This window comes from Pigmentiphaga sp. MLSB6-MA01 (assembly GCF_058793475.1).
Genome location: NZ_JBXAFV010000008.1, coordinates 175,040 through 193,564, shown reverse-complemented (window position 1 = coordinate 193,564; position 18,525 = coordinate 175,040). Strand labels below are relative to the sequence as shown.

General features: G+C 65.4%; 19 protein-coding genes. 8 read left to right on the top strand and 11 right to left on the bottom strand.

All coding sequences use genetic code 11. The features are described from left to right. Positions 1-5: 5 nt before the first annotated feature. The 4 genes from AC1Q6E_RS15155 to AC1Q6E_RS15140 all read right to left on the bottom strand — a co-directional run bounded on the left by AC1Q6E_RS15155 (position 6) and on the right by AC1Q6E_RS15140 (position 3,994). A complete protein-coding gene (locus tag AC1Q6E_RS15155; protein WP_492573034.1) occupies positions 6-1,172 on the bottom strand; it encodes a patatin-like phospholipase family protein in 1,167 nt (388 codons plus the stop codon). A gap of 36 nt (positions 1,173-1,208) precedes the next feature. Next, the gene (locus AC1Q6E_RS15150) at positions 1,209-1,991 is read right to left on the bottom strand and encodes a 3-hydroxybutyrate dehydrogenase (RefSeq protein WP_152793373.1); all 783 of its coding nucleotides are present in this window, start codon (positions 1,989-1,991) and stop codon (positions 1,209-1,211) included. 35 nt (positions 1,992-2,026) lie between these two features. Next, positions 2,027-3,028: an LLM class flavin-dependent oxidoreductase gene (locus AC1Q6E_RS15145; protein ID WP_152793372.1), complete on the bottom strand. Its 1,002-nt coding sequence runs from the start codon at positions 3,026-3,028 to the stop codon at positions 2,027-2,029. Positions 3,029-3,142: 114 nt separating this feature from the next. Then, entirely contained in the window at positions 3,143-3,994 is an 852-nt protein-coding gene (locus tag AC1Q6E_RS15140) for a DMT family transporter (protein ID WP_492573033.1), read from the bottom strand. A gap of 263 nt (positions 3,995-4,257) precedes the next feature. Here AC1Q6E_RS15140 and htpX point away from each other — a divergent pair, with 263 nt between their 5' ends. Then, positions 4,258-5,139 carry a protease HtpX gene (htpX, locus tag AC1Q6E_RS15135; protein ID WP_492573032.1) on the top strand — a complete coding sequence of 294 codons (882 nt, stop codon included), beginning with the start codon at positions 4,258-4,260 and terminating at the stop codon, positions 5,137-5,139. A gap of 41 nt (positions 5,140-5,180) precedes the next feature. Here the strand turns inward: htpX and AC1Q6E_RS15130 are convergent, their stop codons facing one another. From AC1Q6E_RS15130 to AC1Q6E_RS15120, 3 genes are all read right to left on the bottom strand, one after another. Further along, positions 5,181-5,504: a BON domain-containing protein gene (locus AC1Q6E_RS15130; RefSeq protein WP_492573031.1), complete on the bottom strand. Its 324-nt coding sequence runs from the start codon at positions 5,502-5,504 to the stop codon at positions 5,181-5,183. A gap of 22 nt (positions 5,505-5,526) precedes the next feature. Continuing rightward, on the bottom strand, positions 5,527-5,688 hold the full coding sequence (locus tag AC1Q6E_RS15125) for a DUF1328 domain-containing protein (RefSeq protein ID WP_087780828.1): 162 nt from the start codon (positions 5,686-5,688) through the stop codon (positions 5,527-5,529). A 278-nt stretch (positions 5,689-5,966) separates the two neighbouring features. Beyond that, positions 5,967-7,133 carry an aromatic ring-hydroxylating oxygenase subunit alpha gene (locus tag AC1Q6E_RS15120; protein WP_152793368.1) on the bottom strand — a complete coding sequence of 389 codons (1,167 nt, stop codon included), beginning with the start codon at positions 7,131-7,133 and terminating at the stop codon, positions 5,967-5,969. A gap of 258 nt (positions 7,134-7,391) precedes the next feature. Between AC1Q6E_RS15120 and AC1Q6E_RS15115 the strand changes: the two genes are divergently transcribed. From AC1Q6E_RS15115 to AC1Q6E_RS15100, 4 genes are all read left to right on the top strand, one after another. Next, positions 7,392-7,661, top strand: a complete 270-nt coding sequence (locus tag AC1Q6E_RS15115) for an exodeoxyribonuclease VII small subunit (protein WP_152793367.1) — start codon at positions 7,392-7,394, stop codon at positions 7,659-7,661. A 4-nt stretch (positions 7,662-7,665) separates the two neighbouring features. Then, a complete protein-coding gene (locus AC1Q6E_RS15110; protein WP_492573030.1) occupies positions 7,666-8,571 on the top strand; it encodes a polyprenyl synthetase family protein in 906 nt (301 codons plus the stop codon). 16 nt (positions 8,572-8,587) lie between these two features. Then, a complete protein-coding gene (gene dxs, locus AC1Q6E_RS15105) occupies positions 8,588-10,459 on the top strand; it encodes a 1-deoxy-D-xylulose-5-phosphate synthase (protein ID WP_492573029.1) in 1,872 nt (623 codons plus the stop codon). A 194-nt stretch (positions 10,460-10,653) separates the two neighbouring features. Then, positions 10,654-10,911, top strand: a complete 258-nt coding sequence (locus AC1Q6E_RS15100) for a helix-turn-helix domain-containing protein (RefSeq protein ID WP_152793364.1) — start codon at positions 10,654-10,656, stop codon at positions 10,909-10,911. Between the two features lie 169 nt (positions 10,912-11,080). On the opposite strand, the gene AC1Q6E_RS15095 is transcribed toward AC1Q6E_RS15100, so the two are convergent. After that, positions 11,081-12,004 carry a LysR family transcriptional regulator gene (locus AC1Q6E_RS15095; protein WP_152793363.1) on the bottom strand — a complete coding sequence of 308 codons (924 nt, stop codon included), beginning with the start codon at positions 12,002-12,004 and terminating at the stop codon, positions 11,081-11,083. Between the two features lie 83 nt (positions 12,005-12,087). Here AC1Q6E_RS15095 and AC1Q6E_RS15090 point away from each other — a divergent pair, with 83 nt between their 5' ends. The 3 genes from AC1Q6E_RS15090 to AC1Q6E_RS15080 are packed head-to-tail and all read left to right on the top strand — an operon-like array spanning position 12,088 to position 15,373. Beyond that, positions 12,088-13,107: a Bug family tripartite tricarboxylate transporter substrate binding protein gene (locus tag AC1Q6E_RS15090; RefSeq protein WP_492573028.1), complete on the top strand. Its 1,020-nt coding sequence runs from the start codon at positions 12,088-12,090 to the stop codon at positions 13,105-13,107. Between the two features lie 12 nt (positions 13,108-13,119). After that, on the top strand, positions 13,120-14,604 hold the full coding sequence (locus tag AC1Q6E_RS15085) for a sulfatase family protein (protein WP_492573027.1): 1,485 nt from the start codon (positions 13,120-13,122) through the stop codon (positions 14,602-14,604). A 28-nt stretch (positions 14,605-14,632) separates the two neighbouring features. Further along, positions 14,633-15,373, top strand: coding sequence for an aspartate/glutamate racemase family protein (locus tag AC1Q6E_RS15080; protein WP_492573026.1), 741 nt, complete (start codon positions 14,633-14,635; stop codon positions 15,371-15,373). Positions 15,374-15,440: 67 nt separating this feature from the next. On the opposite strand, the gene AC1Q6E_RS15075 is transcribed toward AC1Q6E_RS15080, so the two are convergent. Genes AC1Q6E_RS15075 through AC1Q6E_RS15065 form a run of 3 tightly spaced genes read right to left on the bottom strand, consistent with a single transcriptional unit; the run spans position 15,441 to position 18,525 of the window. Continuing rightward, positions 15,441-16,445 (bottom strand): tripartite tricarboxylate transporter substrate-binding protein, encoded by a 1,005-nt coding sequence (locus AC1Q6E_RS15075; RefSeq protein ID WP_492573071.1) that lies wholly within the window; start codon positions 16,443-16,445, stop codon positions 15,441-15,443. Between the two features lie 19 nt (positions 16,446-16,464). Next, positions 16,465-17,442, bottom strand: a complete 978-nt coding sequence (locus AC1Q6E_RS15070) for a tripartite tricarboxylate transporter substrate binding protein (RefSeq protein ID WP_152793360.1) — start codon at positions 17,440-17,442, stop codon at positions 16,465-16,467. 33 nt (positions 17,443-17,475) lie between these two features. Continuing rightward, positions 17,476-18,525, bottom strand: a complete 1,050-nt coding sequence (locus AC1Q6E_RS15065) for an amidohydrolase family protein (protein ID WP_492573025.1) — start codon at positions 18,523-18,525, stop codon at positions 17,476-17,478.

The following is an 18,525-nucleotide window of genomic DNA, read 5'->3' as shown; positions in this document are numbered from 1 at the left end:
GGCGGTCAGCGGCCGTCCGCGGGCCGGTGCACGTCGTGGGTGACGAATGGATGGTCGGCGCCGGGTACTTCGAGCCAGGAGGGATGTTCAAGTGTCCGGCGTATGTCGGCCAGGCCTCCGCGCCAGCGCTCTTCCATCCCCAGCCGGCCGAACTGGAAGTCCTTGAAGGGAGCCTCGCATTTTTCGCCGCGGTAGATCAGGTGGAGCACGTTGATGCGCCGGTCGCTGGCAAGTTCGCGCGCCCGCTTCATCCAGGGTTCGCGGCCGTGCCCGGCCGGCATGTGCTTGAGCAGTTCCCGCAGCAGGCCGCGGTATTCCTGCACCTCGCGCATGTAGTCCGTCACCAGGCGAGTGCGGCTGGAATACTGGATATCCTTCTGGCGGATGGGCACTTCGCTCAGGTTGCCGGGCAACTGGCCGTGCGCGCTCCAGAGGTCGACCTGGAAGACCAGTGAATAGCGGCGCGGACTCGATTGCAGGATCTGGTAGAGCGGCGTGTTCGAGACGACGCCGCCGTCCCAGTAGTATTCGCCGTCGATCTCGACCGGCGCGAAGCCGGGGGGCAGGGCGGCCGAGGCCATGATGTGGTCGGCCGTCAGCGTCCGGGTCGTGTTGTCGAAATAGGCGAAGTTGCCGGTGCGGACGTTGACGGCGCCCACCGAGATGCGGGTCCCGCCGTTGTTGAGCCGGTCGAAGTCGACGAATTCCTCCAGCGTGCGCTTGAGCGGGGTGCTGTCGTAGACGCTGGCGGTGTTCGGGTCGTGCTGCGTGGGCCAGGACGGCACCAGCCTGGGCACGAAAAAACCGTTCTGGCCTTCCAGCACGGCGCGCCAGGCTTCCCAGGCGCTGAGCGCGGCGCCGGCCGGACCGGGAAGATGGGCCAGCGCATCGCGCAGCGCGTCGATCGGCGTGGGCGGCAAAAGCGGCGGGCGGCAGATGTGGTCCCAGAACCGCTGCAATTGTTCGACCCGGCGGTCGGGCGGATTGCCGGCGATGACGGCGGCGTTGATCGCGCCGATGGAAATGCCGGCGATCCAGTCCGGATGCAGCCCGGCCTCGGCCAGGCCTTCATAGACGCCGCCTTGGTAGGAGCCCAGTGCGCCGCCGCCCTGCAGGACGAGCGCGACGGTGTCGTAGCCGAGTTCGCCGCGCCGCGGCTGGGGGCTCACCATGCTGGGCGTGCGTCGGCGCGTAGGGGGGGCCACCATCTATTGCATGTACCAGCCGTGGCTGACGACGAACGACTGTCCGGTGAAGGCCGCGGTGGGGAAGGTCGCCAGGAACAGCACGGTCTGCGCGACGTCCTGCAGGGTGGTGAACTCGCCGTCCACGGTGTTGCCCAGCATGACTTTCTTGATCACTTCCTCTTCCGTGATGCCGAGTTCACGCGCCTGTTCGGGAATCTGCTTCTCGACCAGCGGCGTGCGCACGAAGCCGGGGCAGACCACGTGCGAGCGCACGTTGTGCCTGGCGCCTTCCTTGGCCAGGACGCGGGCGAGGCCGAGCAGCCCGTGCTTGGCGGTGACATAGGCCGATTTCAGCGGCGAGGCCTCGTGCGAATGCACCGAGCCGGTATAGATGACGATACCGCCGCGGTCGTCGCGGTACATGTGCTTGAGGGCGGCCTTGGTGGTCAGGAAGGCGCCGTCGACGTGGATGGCCATGACCTTCTTCCAGTCGGCGTAGGCGAACTGGTCGATGGGGTTGACGACCTGGATGCCGGCGTTGGACACCAGGATGTCGACGCTGCCGAAGGTATCGACCACTTGCTGGGTGCCGCGCTCGACCGCGGCCTCGTCGGTCACGTCGAAATCCACCGCCATGGCCTGGCAGCCCTTGAGCTTGAGCTCGTCGACGACTGCCTGAGCGGCCTTCAGGTTGATGTCCGCGATGGCGACGGCGGCGCCCGCCGCGGCCAGCGTGTCGGCGATTTCCTTGCCGATGCCGCTGGCGGCGCCGGTGACGAGAGCGACTTTTCCTTGGAGCTGCATATTGATCCCTTGATATGCGCGTGGGTGGGAAGCGGTCAGGCCATCAGGGCCGTGGCCAGCAATTGGTAGCTGCGGACCCGGTCCTCGTGGCGGTGTATCTGGGAGTTGATCATGACCTCGTCGGCCTGCGTGGCCCGCGCCAGCGCGCCGATCGAGCCGGCCAGCGCCTCGGGCGCGCCGATGTGGATGCGGGTGCGGTTGTACTGGCGCAGGGCTTCTTCGTCGGGCTGGTAGACGTAGGCCATGGCCTCCTCGACGCTGGGCAGCGGGGTGCGGGTACGGCCGCTGCGCGTGCGCATCATGCTGAGGTCGGCGGTGGAGGCCAGGCGCTCGGCTTCGTCGGCGGTGGGGGCGCAGACGGCCGAGACGGCCAGGATGGCGCGCGGTTCGTGGCCGAACGGCGAGGCGCGGAACTCTTGGCGATAGAGCCGCATCGCCGCATGGGCGTTCTCGGGCACGATGTGATGGGCGTAGGCGAAGCCGAAGCCGTTGGCGGCGGCCACGCGCGCGCCGAACAGGCTGGAGCCGAGTATCCAGATGGGCGGGCAGGGCACGCCCACGGGCGTGGCGCGCACCCGCGCATGGGGATGGTCGGACGGCATGACGTCTTTCAGGTAGCCGACCAGGTCGGCCAGTTGCTGCGGGAACTCGTCGGCATCGGCATGGCCGCGGCGCAGCGCGCTGGCGGTCACGGGGTCGGTGCCCGGCGCGCGTCCCAGGCCCAGGTCGATCCGGCCTGGAAACATGGCCTCGAGCACGCGGAAGGTCTCGGCCACCTTCAGCGGGCTGTGGTTGGGCAGCATGATGCCGCCCGACCCCACGCGCAGCCGGGTGGTGGCGCCGGCGATCCGGCAGATCAGCAATTCGGGCGCCGAGCACGCCAGCATGCCCGTGTTGTGGTGTTCGGCCAGCCAGTAGCGGTGGTAGCCCGCGGCCTCGGCCTGGCGCGCGAGGTCCACGCTGTTCGACAGCGCGTCGGTGGGCGTGTAGCCGGCGGGAATGGGGCTCAGATCAAGGACGGACAGCTTCAGGGACATGGGAGGAGAGGACGGCCGTTAACGCATCAAGTGTGAACCCGCCGGCGCTTTGCTGCAACCCAGCATGGCTGGCGGGGACGGTTCTTCGTGGCCCGGCACGCGGCGGCCGGGGGCTCAGGTCCGCCGCGCCAGCGCCAGGGTGCGCCAGGTCGAGACCAGGCCCGCGGCCGCGATCAGCACCATGCCGGCCCAGCCCACCATGTCGGGGTGATCGTCCCAGAACAGGTAGCCGAGCAGGACCGAGAACGGGATGGTGCTGTACTGGAGGACCGACGACAGGGCGGCCGATCCGCGGCTGAACGCCCGCGTCATCGCGAACTGCCCCAGCAGCCCGCTGATGCCGACGCCCAGCAGCGTGAACCAGCCATAGAGCGAGGGGGGCTGCCAGCCGGTGACCGAGGTGGCGACGCCGCCCGTCAGGCAGGATGACAGCGCGAAGAACAGCACGATGCGCCATTCGGGTTCGCCGGACTGTCCCAGCGAGCGCACCTGCATCACGGCGATCGCGGTCAGGCTGCCGGCGGTCAGGCCCAGGAGCGCCGCCAGCCACTGCGAGTGGTCCAGGGTGGGGCGCAGGATCGCGATCACGCCGATGAAGCCGATGACGACCGCCAGCGTGCGCAGCCGGTCGGTCAGGTCGTGCTGGCGCCATATCATCCAGCCGGCGATGAAGAGCGGCGAGGTGTAGTTGAGGGTGATCGCGGTCGCCAGCGGCAGCCGGCCCATGGCGAAGAACGACAGCCAGATCGATCCCACGCCGGCGACGTTGCGCATGATGTGCAGCCGCCAGGTCGGCGGGATCACGATGCGCCGGGTGGTCCAGGCCCAGGCCAGGATGCCCGCCGCCGTGGGCAGCCCGCGGAACAGGATGATCTGTCCCAGGCTGGCCTCTTCCGAGGCGAATTTCACGAACATGGCCATGATCGCGAACATCAGCGAAGCGAAGAGCATCCAGAGGGCTTGCATGGAGGGCGGAGGGCGATGAGGTGGCCCCGATTGTAGCCTTTGGGGTTAACCCCAGTATTCGCCTTGAAATCACCGTCCCGGCTACCATATAGCCCCAACCGGGAAACGGGTATCGTTCCTCTGGCCGTTCTGCGGCGGCCGGAGGGAACTTCCCGATGCCTGCTGCCGTCACATTCGGCGCCGCACGGGGCGGTTCCCGGCGGCCGTGGGGAAACCCCCGCCCCCGGACAAAACATCAAAGATTTTCGGAGCTTCTTGCCCTCATGAAACGCATCGTGCTCTTTCTGGCGACCAACGTCGCGGTCATGCTGGTCCTGACGGCGACGCTGAGCGTGCTTGGCGTCAACCGTTTCCTGACCGCCAACGGTCTGGACCTCCAGGCGCTGGCCATCTTTTCGCTCGTGGTCGGCTTCACCGGCTCCATCATCTCGCTCCTCATGAGCAAGCCGATGGCCAAGTGGAGCACCGGCGCCCGGGTCATCGATCCCAACGCGCCCAACGGCGCCGAGGAACAGTGGCTGGTCGACACCGTCCACCAATTGGCCGACCGCGCCGGCATCGGCCGCCCCGAAGTCGCCATCTACGAGGGCGAACCCAACGCCTTCGCCACCGGCGCCTTCAAGAACGACGCGCTGGTCGCGGTATCCACCGGCCTGCTGCGGGGCATGACCGAAGAAGAAGTCAGCGCCGTGCTCGGGCACGAAGTGGCGCACATCGCCAATGGCGACATGGTCACGCTGACCCTGATCCAGGGCGTGGTCAATACCTTCGTGGTATTCCTGGCGCGCGTCGTCGGCTACGTGGTCGACCGGATGGTGCTCAAGAACGAGCGCGGCGGCGGCATCGGCTATTTCGCCACGGTCATCGTCTGTGAACTCGTCTTCGGCATCCTGGCGTCCATCATCGTCGCCTGGTTCTCGCGCCTGCGCGAATACCGCGCCGACGCCGGTTCGGCCTATCTGCTGGGTTCGCGCGAACCCATGATCCGCGCCCTGTCCCGCCTGGGCGGCATGGAGCCCGGCGACCTGCCCAAGAGCTTCGAGGCCTCCGGCATCGCCGGCGGCGGCAAGGGCTTCGGCGCGTTGTTCGCCTCGCATCCGCCCATCGAGAACCGCATCCGCGCCTTGATGAACGCAAAGGGCTGAGGCCCCCTACGCGCTGGCGCGCGCCCCCTGGGGGGCGCGCGTCAGCGCGTAGGGGCGGACTTCACCCGGAGGTCGTTGCGGACGCTTTGGACGCCGTCCACGCCGCGGGTGATTTCCACGGCCCGGGTGGCCTGGGCCTGGGAGTCGACGAAGCCGGACAACTGGACGGTGCGGCGGAAGGTTTCGACATTGATGTCGAGTGCGCTGACGTCCTTGGCGGCGACCAGGGCCGCCTTGACCTTGGCGGTGATGGCGGCGTCGCTGGCGTATTCCCCCGCGGATTCCTGGGTGCGGGTTGCCGCGCAGCCTCCCATGACCGTGGCGGTACCGATGATGCCGGCGACGAGCAGGGTGCGAACGTTCATGATTTTTCTCCTTGAGCGTATATCATTTTCGGAACAGGCCGCTCAGCAGTGACAGGACCGCGAGCACGATGAAAATGAAGAACAATATCTTCGCGATCGATGCCGCGCCGGCGGCAATGCCGCCGAATCCCAAGACCGCCGCGATGATGGCGATGACGAAAAATACGACTGCATAATGCAGCATGCTTTTTCTCCCGTCTTTTTTACCGATGGCGAAAATCCGGCCTCATATGCATCCGGGCCTGATTCGTTTTAAAAGCTACGCGCCGGCTCCATGGCTGGCAAGGCGGCAGTGTGTGTATTTGTAATGGTGCGCATGCCGCCGGATCGCGATGTATTTTTTGCAGAGATGCCGATAAAGCCTCCAACTCCGCCGTGCGGGGCGGAGGTTTTCCGGCAGTTGAAAAAAGAAAAGCGCCCGGGAAGGGCGCTTTGACGGGCAGGCGGACAAAAGTTACGTCTTTACATATTTTCCGGCTCGTTCATGACCTTTCGATACCACTCGTGGAAATGCTGCATGCCGTCTTCCATGGGAGACTGGTAGGGGCCGACCTCGTTGGTGCCGCGTTCCATTAATGCCTTGCGGCCGGCGTCCATGCGTTCGGCGATTTCGTCGTCTTCGACAGCGGTTTCCATATAAGCGGCCTGCTGGGCTTCGACAAAATCCCGTTCGAAATGGACGATTTCCTCGGGATAATAGAATTCGACGATATTGACCGTTTCCTGCGGACTCTTGGGATAGAGCGTCGACAAAACCAGGGTGTGCGGATACAGCTCGATCATGTGGGTCGGAAAATGCGTGACCCAGATCGCCCCGAATTCCGGCGCGCTGCCATTGCGGTACGCCAGCAGGGCATCGTGCCAGCGCTGGTAGACGCCCGAGCCGGGGTGCGCCAGCGCGTTGTGCACGCCGACCCGCTGCAGGCTGTAGTAGTCGCCGAACTCCCAGCTCAGGTCGTCGCAGGTGACGAAGCGGCCCAGGCCGGGGTGGAACGGACCCACGTGGTAGTCCTCGAGATAAACCTCGATGAACGTCTTCCAGTTGTAGTTGCACTGGTGCACCTGCACCCGGTCCAGGACATAGTCGCTGAAGTCGAACTCGGGCCTGCCGTCCAGGGAGGCAAGCTCGGAGGCGATCCGGCGTCCGCCCGAGCGGGGCGCCTCGAACAGCGAGCCGTTCCATTCCTGCAGCGCGAATCGCTGCAGGTCCAGGCCGGGTGTTTCGCTGAACAGCGGCGCGCCGATAAGCTTGCCGCGGGCATCGTAGGTCCAGCGGTGCAGCGGGCAGACGATGTTGCCCGGGCGGCCGAGGTTGCCGCCGCAATGCGCGGCCTGCCGCTCACCGCCGGCCTGGTACTGGCCCAGCATGAGTGCCTGCCGGTGTCGGCATACGTTGGACAGCAGTTCGACACCGGACTGGTTGCGCACCAGCACACGGCCGTCGTTTTCCTGGATCAGGGTACGGTAATCCCCGACTTCGGGGACGCCTTTCTGGTGCCCCACGTAGATGGGGGCCTGGCCAAAGACGTTTTGCATTTCACGCGCGAAGCGCGCTTCATCGAAATAGGCACTGACTGGGAGCTGCGCTCGGCTCGCCGCCACGTGTGCCACGCGACCGATATCGGTCATGACTTCCCTCCGCGAGAGTTGTGAAGCCAGTCTCCCCGCTGCGAAACCGCCCCTTACGCGACCTGGAGCGGTGGTTGAACTTCGCAGAGGGTACTGGCGCGAAGAAAATGATCTGCCCGATCAAGCCGGGTATTGTACCCCGGACGGCGGGAGAAGTCCCCGCGCAGGCCCGGTCCGCCCCCGCCTGGGGCGGGGGCGGAATCCCGTCATCCCGTACAATTCCGGGTTCGATGCCGTGACGAGATCCAGGAGGCTTGATTGGCCGACAAATTCGTGAATGTTTCCGATGCGCAGGGCGATGCCCCCGCGCAGGCCCTGCCTCAGGACTTCGAGGCCGCGCTGGGCGAGCTCGAGGCGCTGGTGGCGATGATGGAGGACGGCTCCATGCCGCTCGAATCCTCGCTGGCCGCCTACCGGCGCGGCGTCGACCTCGTGCGGGTCTGCCAGGACAGGCTGGCGCGCGCCGAGCAGCAGGTCCGGGTTCTCGAGGGAGAGTTGCTGCGCCCCTTCGAAGAGGCCGGGGATTGATTTGATGGCTGGCAGTCGCGAAGATTTTTCCGCCTGGATGGCGGCGTGCGGGGTGCGCGCCGAACAGGTGTTGGCGCGCTTGTTGCCCGTCCAGGACATTGATCCGCGCACGCTGCATGGCGCCATGCGGTACGCGGTGCTGGGCGGCGGCAAGCGCGTGCGCCCCATGTTGACCTATGCCGCGGGCGAGGCCTGCGCGGCATCCGGCGCCGGGAGCGAGGCGGCGCTGGACGCCGCCGCCGCCGCGGTCGAATTGATCCATGCCTACTCCCTGGTGCATGACGACATGCCGTGCATGGACGACGACGTCCTGCGCCGCGGCCAGCCGACCGTGCACGTGGAGTTTGGCGAAGCCACCGCGCTGCTGGTGGGCGATGCCTTGCAGGCCCTGGCGTTCGAGGCCCTGGCGCGCATGCCGATCGCCCCCGGGCTGACCGTGCAGGCGGTGCAGGTGCTGGCCACCGCGGCCGGCAGCCTGGGCATGGCCGGAGGCCAGGCCATCGATCTGGCCAGCGTCGGCAAGCCGCTCGATCGGGACGAACTCGAAGCCATGCACCGGCTCAAGACAGGCGCGCTGCTGCGCGCCAGCACCGCCCTGGGCGGCATCGTGGTGGGCGCGAGTTCGGTCCAGCGCGCGGCGCTCGACGGCTACGCCCAGGCCGTGGGGCTGGCGTTCCAGGTGGTCGATGACATCCTCGATGTCACGGCGGATTCGGCGCGCCTGGGCAAGACGGCCGGCAAGGATGCGGCCGCCGACAAGCCGACCTATGTATCCATACTGGGCCTGGACGAGGCCCGGACCCTGGCGGAGCGCCTGCGCCAGGCCGCGCACGAGGCCATCGTTCCGCTGGGCGCGGGCGGTGCGCGCCTGGCCGCGCTGGCCGATTTCATCGTGCTGCGCGACCGCTGAACGGAGACTCCGAAACATGCCCACCGATATGCTCGACCGCATCGATTCTCCGGCCGACCTGAAAAAACTGGACCGCTGCCAATTGTCGGCGCTGGCCGATGAACTGCGCGCCTTCGTGCTGGAGTCGGTGTCCCGCACCGGCGGCCACCTGTCCTCGAACCTGGGCACGGTCGAACTGACCCTGGCCCTCCACTACGTCTTCAATACGCCCGACGATCGCATCGTCTGGGACGTGGGGCACCAGACCTATCCGCACAAGATCCTGACGGGACGGCGCGCCGGCATGGCGACCCTGCGGCAGCGGGACGGCATCTCGGGCTTTCCCCGGCGCAGCGAATCCGAATACGACGCTTTCGGCACCGCGCATTCGTCCACTTCCATCTCGGCCGCGCTGGGCATGGCCGCGGCCGCGCGCATCGAAGGTGTCGAGCGCAAGCATATCGCCGTGATCGGCGACGGCGCGATGTCGGCCGGCATGGCCTTCGAGGCCTTGAACAACGGCGGCGTCATGCCCGATGTCGACCTGCTGGTGATCCTGAACGACAACGACATGTCGATCTCGCCGCCGGTCGGCGCGCTGAATCGCTATCTCGCCCGCCTGATGTCGGGCAAGTTCTACGCCGCCGCGCGCAACGTGGGCAAGGCCGTGCTGTCGCACGTGCCGCCCGTGTTCGAACTGGCCCGCCGGATCGAAGAGCACGCCAAGGGCATGGTCACGCCCGCCACGATGTTCGAGGAGCTGGGCTTCAACTATGTCGGTCCCATCGACGGGCATGATCTCGACTCGCTGATCCCCACGCTGCAGAACATGCGCAATCTGTCCGGTCCGCGTTTCCTGCATGTCGTCACCCGCAAGGGGCAGGGATACAAGCTGGCCGAGGCCGACCCCGTCCTGTACCACGGCCCGGGCAAGTTCGACCCCGCGGTGGGCATCAGCAAGCCGTCCACGCCGCCCAGGAAAACGTTCACCCAGGTGTTCGGCGACTGGCTGTGCGACATGGCGGCCGAGGACGCGCGCCTGATCGGCATCACGCCGGCCATGCGCGAAGGCAGCGGCCTGGTGGAGTTCGAGCGGCGCTTTCCGGATCGCTATTTCGACGTAGGCATCGCCGAGCAGCATGCGGTGACCTTCGCCGGCGGCCTGGCCTGCGAGGGGCTCAAGCCGGTGGTCGCCATCTACTCGACTTTCCTGCAGCGGGGCTACGACCAGTTGATCCACGACGTCGCGCTCCAGGACCTGGATGTGACCTTCGCGCTCGACCGCGCCGGGCTCGTGGGCGCGGATGGCGCCACGCATGCCGGCAACTACGACATCGCCTTCGTGCGCTGCATCCCCAACATGGTGGTGGCCACGCCCTCGGACGAGGCCGAGTGCAGGCTGCTGCTGTCGACCTGTTATCAGCATCCCGGCCCCGCCGCCGTCCGCTATCCGCGTGGCGCGGGCACGGGGGCGGCGCCGGCGGCAGGCCTCGGTACCGTGGCCCTGGGCAAAGGGATCGTGCGGCGCGAGAGCGGCCGCACGGCCGGCGTCGCGATACTCGCGTTCGGCACACTGGCCGTTCCTGCCTTGCAGGCCGGGCAGGCGCTGGACGCCACGGTGGTGGACATGCGCTTCGTCAAGCCCATCGACCGCGAACTCATACTTGAACTGGCGGCCCGGCACGGGGCGCTGGTGACGGTGGAAGAAGGCAGCATCATGGGCGGGGCCGGCAGCGCCGTCTGCGAGGTACTGAACGACGCCGGCGTGACGGTGCCCGTGATGCAGCTCGGTCTGCCCGACCGCTTCATCGACCATGGCGACCAGGCCGCGCTGCTGGCGGGACTGGGGCTCGACGCGGCGGGTATCGAGCATTCGGTGCGCGGGCGTTTTCCCGAGCGGGTGAGTTGATGCCTGATACGGAAAGCGCGCGCTTTCCGTATCAGGCGCGCCACGCATGACCGAGGGTTAGCCCCGTAGGTGTCGCTTCCCGACAGGCGCAGAATTACTTTTGCTGAAGCGCTTTGCGAAGCGTTGCAATAGCGTCCAGTAAAGGTGATGTATAAGCGGTAGATATAACGCGCTGTCGTGGGGAGTATGCGTCAATGCCCGCACCTCTGAGATCCCCTAATCCGTCGGCGTCCTTGACGACGCTGCGCGAAATACTCGGCTACAACGTACGAGCGTTCCGAGTCGCGCAGAAGATGTCGCAGGAGCAGCTCGGATTCGCCGCCCATCTCGACCGGACCTTCGTCAGTCAGGTCGAGCGAGCGCGTGTCAACATCTCGGTCGACAACATCGAGAAGCTGGCCAAGGCGCTCGAACTCGAACCCGCGATGCTGTTCAAACGCCCCGTACTCTGACCGCCGGCGGGGCGTCCGTGGCGCTTTGCCGGCCATTCCGCCTCTTGTCCCGGCCAGCCATTTGGTAACCATTGTTGACCTCTTGAGCGGTCCAGGAGGCGGTACCCGATGCGGGCAGGCGCCTCGCCAGCCATGCCTTGCCGCCACGCTTGATTCCGGCTCGGGGAAATCACCGGCCATCGCCGAGGTATCGGGCCAGAATGGCGCCGGCCCGCCTGATGAGTATTTCCGCGATCTTGCGCGCCCAGCCTTCGCCGGGATCTTTCACCGACAGTCCATAGTTCAGCGTCGGTCCGTCGACGATCCGGCAGAACGTCAGATCTGCATTGCCGGCATGATTGTTGGCGGTGAACGGATCGCAAAGGGCCAATCCCAAGCCGGCGCCTGCCATCTGTAGCGCGGACTGGACGGAGCCTGTCTCCAGGGAAATGCTTGGCACGGTATTGTGCATTGCGCACATTTCCTGGAGTTTGTCGCGTGTCGTGAGGCCTGCCCGGACATTCACGAACGCGTGTCCGATCAAGTCTTCCACTTTCACCCGGCGGACATCCTTGAGAGGGTGGTTGCGCGGCATGCCGATCAGGTATTCCGCATCGAACAGCGGGGTTTGCACCGACCACGAGGCATCATGAGGCAGCGTTGCGAAGACGCAGTCGCAGGCCGCCCGGTTGGCCCACTGGGTGAGGCGATTCCTCTGGCGGATGTCCAGGTCGATGCGCAAGGAAGGAAACGCGTGCCGCATGTCCGCCATGACCTGCGGCATCAATCCGTGAGCCAGGTGGGATTGCACCAGCATGCGGATGGGGGCGCGCCGGCCGGCGGAAATGGTGCGGGCGCTTTCCCAGAGTCCCTCGACCTCCGCCAGGGCGCGATCGGCCTGTTCCAGGAACAGCAGTCCCGCGTCGGTGGGGACCAGCAGGCGGCCCGAACGGACCAGCAGCACCAGGCCCAACCGCCGTTGCAACGCGGCCAGCGCGCGGCTGGCCTGGGGCTGGCCCATGCCCAAGGCTTGCGCGGCGGCGGTTACCGTTCCCTCGCGGGCCGTCAGGCGAAAGAGATTCAGCGCGGTCAGGTCGGGATAGAGACTGCTCATGGCGCAACGCCTTGGGAAACGATCAATTCATGCTTTTTAAGCATGCTAACAGCGCAACATCGCATTGGATACATGAAACGTGCATGGATAGACTGGATCGCATCTTGTCTTCCAGGGTGCCGAACATGGGCCGTCCCATTTGCCGCCGAACCTTCTTCAAGCTTGGCGCCGTCGCGGCCGCGGCATTCGCCGCCGGGCCGGGACGCGCCCAGGGCGCGCCGGTTCGTATCGTGGTGCCATTCGCCCCGGGCGGAGGCAATGACATATTCGCCAGGCTTCTGGCGCCCGGCATTTCCCAGGCACTGAAAAGCCCGGCAATCGTGGACAACCGGGCCGGCGCGAGCGGAAACATCGGTGCCAGCTATGTCGCCCATGCCGCGCCAGACGGAAAGACGGTGCTCTATGCATCGTCATCGATCGTGATCAATCCTGCCGTGATGGGAAATATTCCGTTCGACGTGCGGCGCGATCTGGTGCCCGTCAGCCTGGCGGTTTCGCAGCCTTTGACCATGGTGGTCCGCCGCGATCTGGGCATCTCCAGTCTTTCCGAACTGCTGGCACGCATGCGCAGCCAGAAGATCAATCTCGCGTACGGAAATGCGAGCCTGGGATCGATATCGAACCTTACGCCCGAGATCCTGTTCCGGCGAGCCAATGTGAGCGCACTCAGCGTCCCCTACAAAGGCGCGGGGCAACTGATGACAGCGCTGCTCGGCGGCGAGGTGCAGGCTGCCTTCATGATCTATCCGGTAGCCAAGCCGTATCTGGAGAAAGGAGATCTGGTGGCGCTTGCCACGACCGGCCAGGGGCGCCTCAAGCAATTGCCGCGGATTCCCACGCTGGTGGAGGAGGGCTTCGCCGATCTGGTCGCGGACCAGTGGCACGGCGTTTTCATGCCGGCCGGGACGCCGGAAGCGCTCGCCGTCGAGTTCCAGGTGGCGCTCTCGTCCGCGCTTGAAGAGGCGGCGGTGCGCAGGCGGATGGATGACGAGGGGGCGGCGGTGATCGGCAGCGCGCCGAAAGCGTTCGCGGAGTATCTCGACAAGGAGCTGGCTCGCTGGCGCCAGATCGCCAGGGAAACCGGCATCAGGATCTCGGCCTGAGGTATTGCGAGAATGGGAAAGCAGCGGAAAAACCTGATCATTTTTCTTTCGGACAACCATGCCGGCGGACTGATGGGGTGTGCGGGACATCCCATCGTCAAGACGCCCAACCTGGACGGGCTCGCGTCGAGGGGGACATTGTTCCGGAAGGCCTATACCACCAGCCCCATTTGTTGCCCCGCCAGGGCGTCGCTGGCAACGGGCCGGTATCCCCATGAGACGGGATACTGGGACAATGTCCTGGCCTACGATGGCAAAACGCCATCGTGGATGCATCGCGCGCGCGATGCCGGCGTGACAGTCGCCTCGATCGGCAAACTGCATTATCGCGGCGGCGACGACTACGGCTTCACTCAGGAAATCCTGCCGATGCATTTGTACGGCGGCAAAGGCGCCATACGGAATCTGCTGCGTGGATACGACGATGAGCCCGGGAAGAAAGACTCGGCCTGGTACGACATGTATGCGCTGAGTTCGGGCGTGGGCGACACCAAGTACCAGGACTACGATCGGAAAATCACCGCGGCCGCCAAGGCATGGCTTGAAGAAATGGCAGGCAGCCGGAAGCCGTGGATTCTTCTGGTGTCATGGGTGAGCCCGCATCCTCCATTCACCGTGCCGCAGCGGTTGCTCGATCGCTACCCCTATCAGCACATGCCGCTTCCCGTCGGATGGCGGGGAGAGGGGTGGGCGGGGCATCCGGCCTATCGGCACATCCGGCGGCTCGAACAGATCCCGGATCTGATCGAGCCGGACGTGCTGCGGAAAATCTCGTCCGCTTACTTCGGCCTGATCACCCATCTCGACGAACAGATCGGCGAAGTCATGGATGCCGTTGGAAAGTATGCGCCCGCCGAAACGACCAATCTGCTCTACACCAGCGACCACGGCGAACTGTTCGGCTCCCACGGGTTGCTGGGCAAGCGGGTCTTCTACGAGCAGTCGGTGGCCGTGCCGATGATTCTGGCCGGCGCCGATGTGCCCGCGGGTCGCCGATCCGACCAGTTGGCTTGCCATGTCGACCTTTTCCCGACCGTACTCGAAGCGCTGGACATTCCGTTGTCCGCCGAAGATGCGGACTTGCCGGGCCGATCACTCTTCGCGCTCGCCAACCGAATGGCGGCCGGACCCGATGGCCGGCTCGTCTTCGCGGAGTTCCATGCGCACGGATCCGCGGCGGGGGCGTCCATGATCAGAGGCGAGCGATACAAGCTGATCTATCACGTCGGCATGCCCGTCCAGCTTTTCGATCTCGCGGTGGATCCGGACGAGACACGGGACGTGGCGCCTGATCCGGGCTATTCCGAGGTGTTGCGGTGCTTGTTGGATGCATTGAGGGAGCAGGGTAGGCCCGAGGCTATCGACGCGCGTGCAAAGGCCGACCAGCGACGACGGGTGGACGAATTGGGCGGCAGGGAGCAGGTGAGCAAGGGCGAGGCCATCTTGTTTTCTCCTCCGCCGGGTGAAGCGCTCGAGCCGCGGGCGAAGCCGCTGTAGTTTTCGATGCCCCTGTGTGATAGCCAACGTGAACACCGTCGCCATTCTGGGAGGAATGGGGCCTTTCGCCGGCGCCGACCTCCTTTCCAAATTCCTGTCCGCCTGCATCGACGAGATCATCGCGCGAGGCGGCAACGTGAACGACCAAGCCTTTCCCGCACACTACCTGTCGCAGTGGCCGCACCCGGATCGCACGAAAGCCCTGCTCGCGGGGAAGCCGGAGCAAGACCTCGTGTTGTCCAGCCTTTCGCAAAGCGTCAGCGCGTTGCAGACGCTCGATGTGCGCGCGATTGCCATCGCGTGCAATACCGCCCACGCCTGGCACCAGGAGCTCGCCGGGCGCCACGCCGGCGTCGAGTTGCTGCATATTGCCGAGGTGACCGCCCGGGCGGCGTGCCGGCTGGACGGGCGGCCCGTCGGTCTGCTGGCGACGGAGGGCACCTATCGCTCCCGCCTGTACAGCCCGTTTTTCGAATGCCAGGGCCTTGTCTGCATCGAGCCCGATGACGCTGAGTCGACGCTGCTGATGCAAGGTATTTATCGGGGGGTCAAGGCGGGGAACATGGCGCTGGGCCGGCGGTGCCTGTCGGAAGTCGTCGTCAGGATGCGAGACCGCACAGGCGTGGACAAGTTCGCCATGGCCTGTACGGAGATTCCGCTCGCGTTGTCCGGATTCCCGTTCGAGCGGGGGGTGGTGTTGATCGATCCGGCCGTAGAGCTTGGCACCGCGCTTGCGAAACGCGCCTATGCGTCTCGTGGCGCGTGCTGAAAATCCGCGGCGCGGATGATGTTCCATTTCCGGTCCTGAAAACACTCGTCCCGGAGGCGCCGCACGCCTACTTGCCCGCGCGGCTGCTTTGCGAACCCCGCAGGACACCGGTCCAGCGGGATATCTCACCCTCGACGAACTCTCGATGGCCAGCCGGCGTCTGCAAGTTTTCGCTAACGACCAGCGCGCCCAGTCGCTCCTGCTCGCTGACGAAATCACGGCTGGCCAGGATTTCCCTGAGCGTGCCATTGAGTTTCCCGCGGATTTCTGGCGGCGTGTTCCTGGGGGCGTAGAGTCCATGCCATATGGTCACGTTGAATCCCTTGAGACCGGATTCGTCCAGCGTCGGCAGCGCGTCGAGCTCCGGGGTCGGCACGCGCTTCAGCGAGGTGACCGCGAAGCCTTTGATTTTTCCTCCCTTGATTTGGTCCTGCGCGCCGATTGTCATGGTGCACAAGAGGTCGAGCTGGTTCCCCATCAGGTCTATCATCGCCGGGCCCGTCCCCTTGTAGGGGATGGTGGTCAGCTTTATGCCGAGTTTTTCCTGGAGCTGCAGGCCGCACAGGTCGGACGCGGAACCGGGGCCGCCATTGGCCAGGTTGACCTTGTCATGATTGCCCTTGAGCCATGACGTGAGTTCGTCGATGTTCTTCGGGGCGAGCGTGGGGCGGCCCACCAGCGTCATTGGCACTTCGTTGATCAGCCCCAGGTAATCGAAGGCCTCCAGGGTCTTGCGTTCCCACCCGGGGTAGAGGGCCGGCCAGGTTGCCATGCCCACGTGGACAAGCATCAAGGTGTAGCCATCAGGGCGGGCATTGGCCACCTTTCCCGCGCCGATGGTGCCGCCGGCTCCACCGATGTTCTCGACCACAACCGTCTGCCCCAGGCGCTGGCGCATGGCTTCGGACAGATCCCTGGCCAGTTTGTCCGTGGGGCCGCCCGCGGAGAACGGCACCAACAATGTGATGGGCCTGCTGGGAAAGGAGTCTGCCGCCGCGGCGGGCGAGACCGCATGGCCGCCAACCATGCCCATCGATAGCAAAGCGAAAAGTAAACTAGCAACTTGAGCCATCATCATTCCGTCCAATTGCTCATTCCAGGCGAATCCCGACCTTCTTCACGACGGCCGTCCATTGTTCGTTCTCGGCTGCGAGAAACCGGTCGAATTCCTTTCTGGAGATGTCCTGCACGTTCAACCCCTGGGCCGACAACTGCTCCCGGGACGTAGGATCGGCGAGAGCCTTGGAGACGGCGCCATGGATGATGTCCAGCACCTCAGGCGGCGTCGCCCTGGGGGCGACGATGCCGAACCAGTTTTCGACGTTGAAGCCCGCCACCCCTCCTTCCGCCAGTGTCGGCACATCCTCCATGACCGGAGAGCGAGCCGAGCCGCTGACACCGATGGCGCGCAGCTTGCCGCTCTTCACATAGGGAACCCCCGTCGTCATGTTCGCGAACATGGCGGGTACGTGTCCGCCGAGGAGGTCGACGATCGCGGGGGCTTCGCCGCGATAGGGAACGTGGTCGAGCTTGACCTCCAGCTTGCTTGCGAGGAGTTCCATGGCGAGGTGTGGAGGCGTGGCTATCCCTCCGGACGCATAGCTCCTGGTTGCGCCGGGTTTCTTCAACGCCTCCTTGAAATCATCCAGCGACTTCACCGGGGAGTCGGCGCGCACCAGAAGTACCAGCGGTGCGCTGCCTATCAGCGACACCGCGGCCAGGTCCTTGGCCGGATCGACCTGGGGATCTTTCATGGCCGGGGGAACCATCGCCAGGTTGCTGACGGATCCCATCATGAGCGTGTAGCCGTCCGGCCGGGATTTGGCCAGATCCCGCATGGCGATCATGCCGCTGGCGCCGGTACGGTTTTCCACGATGACTGACCAGCCTATCGTCTGCAGTCTCTGCGCGACGATCCGGGCCGCGTTGTCGACGCTGCCGCCCGCCGCGAATCCCACCAGCAAGGTGATGGGCTTTTCCGGATAGTTCCGGGTCGAAGATGCCGCGACGGCGGCTTCCGATAGCGCGCACGCCAGCAGCACCTGGCCTATCAGGAATCTTTTTTTCATTGGGTGCCTCCTCCTGTACAGCGATCTTTTCTTTTAAATGCAATCAAGACGATAAAAACTCGATGCGGTAAGGCTGAATAAACACTCTTTCTCGACGTCCGTTGCCCCGCTTGCCACCCGCTTGAACGCGTTCCACAGAACGCCATAGCTGCAGCTTGATTTCTCAACGGGAAAATTGCTTTCGAACATGCAACGCGAGGCGCCGAAGGCCTCTATGCACGTGTTGAAGTACGGCGACCAGAGCGCCGCCAGTTCATCGGAGCCCGGAGGCCGGGAACGCCGATAAAGTTCGAACCCGCCGAGCCGCATGCCCAGGCCGCCAAGCTTGACGAATACGTTCTCTCTTCTTGCGATATCCCGAATGCTTGCGTCCCACTCTTTCATCGCCCTGGCGCGTTGATTGGCGTAGGGGCCGATGCCGATCGGTCCGCCGCAATGGTTCAGCACGATCCGGCTTTCCGGGAAATGGTCGGCCAGGCTTGCCACTTCAGGGATCTGGGGGTGATAGACCCACGCATCGAAACCCAGTCCCGCCTCCGAGAGCATCCTGAAGCCTCTCCGGAACTCCGGACTTGCAAGCAGGCCCGGCGGCGGAATGGGGCCCGACACCCGCACATCGGGGCTATCGTGGCAAGCCGCGACCTGGCGCACCCCTTTCAGCCTGCCGCCGCCGGCGGTTCGGTGAGCCTGGAGCGCCTCGGCGAGCAACGCTTCCGGCAAACGCAAGTCGATGTTTGCCACGATGCCCGCGCAGAACCTGATCGGCCCGTAGTCGCCGCTGGCGGCCAGGGCTGCCATCCCGTTCGCGAACTCGGTTTCCCCCACGGTGCGCAGGTGTTCCGGGCCACCTTGCCGCCAGGATGCCCGGCTTTCCACGAAAACCGTGGAGATGACGTTGTGCCCCGAGCCCACGTCGCCAAGCAGATCATCAGGCATGTATCGCGGCGAACGTGACCGATCCCAGAGATGATGATGCGCATCGACGATGCGCCGGGCCGGGTCGATGACGTCTTCCCCGTGGCGTGCAAGCCATTCGGCATCGATCGAAGGATGCGCCGCCACGCCGGGATCGGCCGCGCGCAT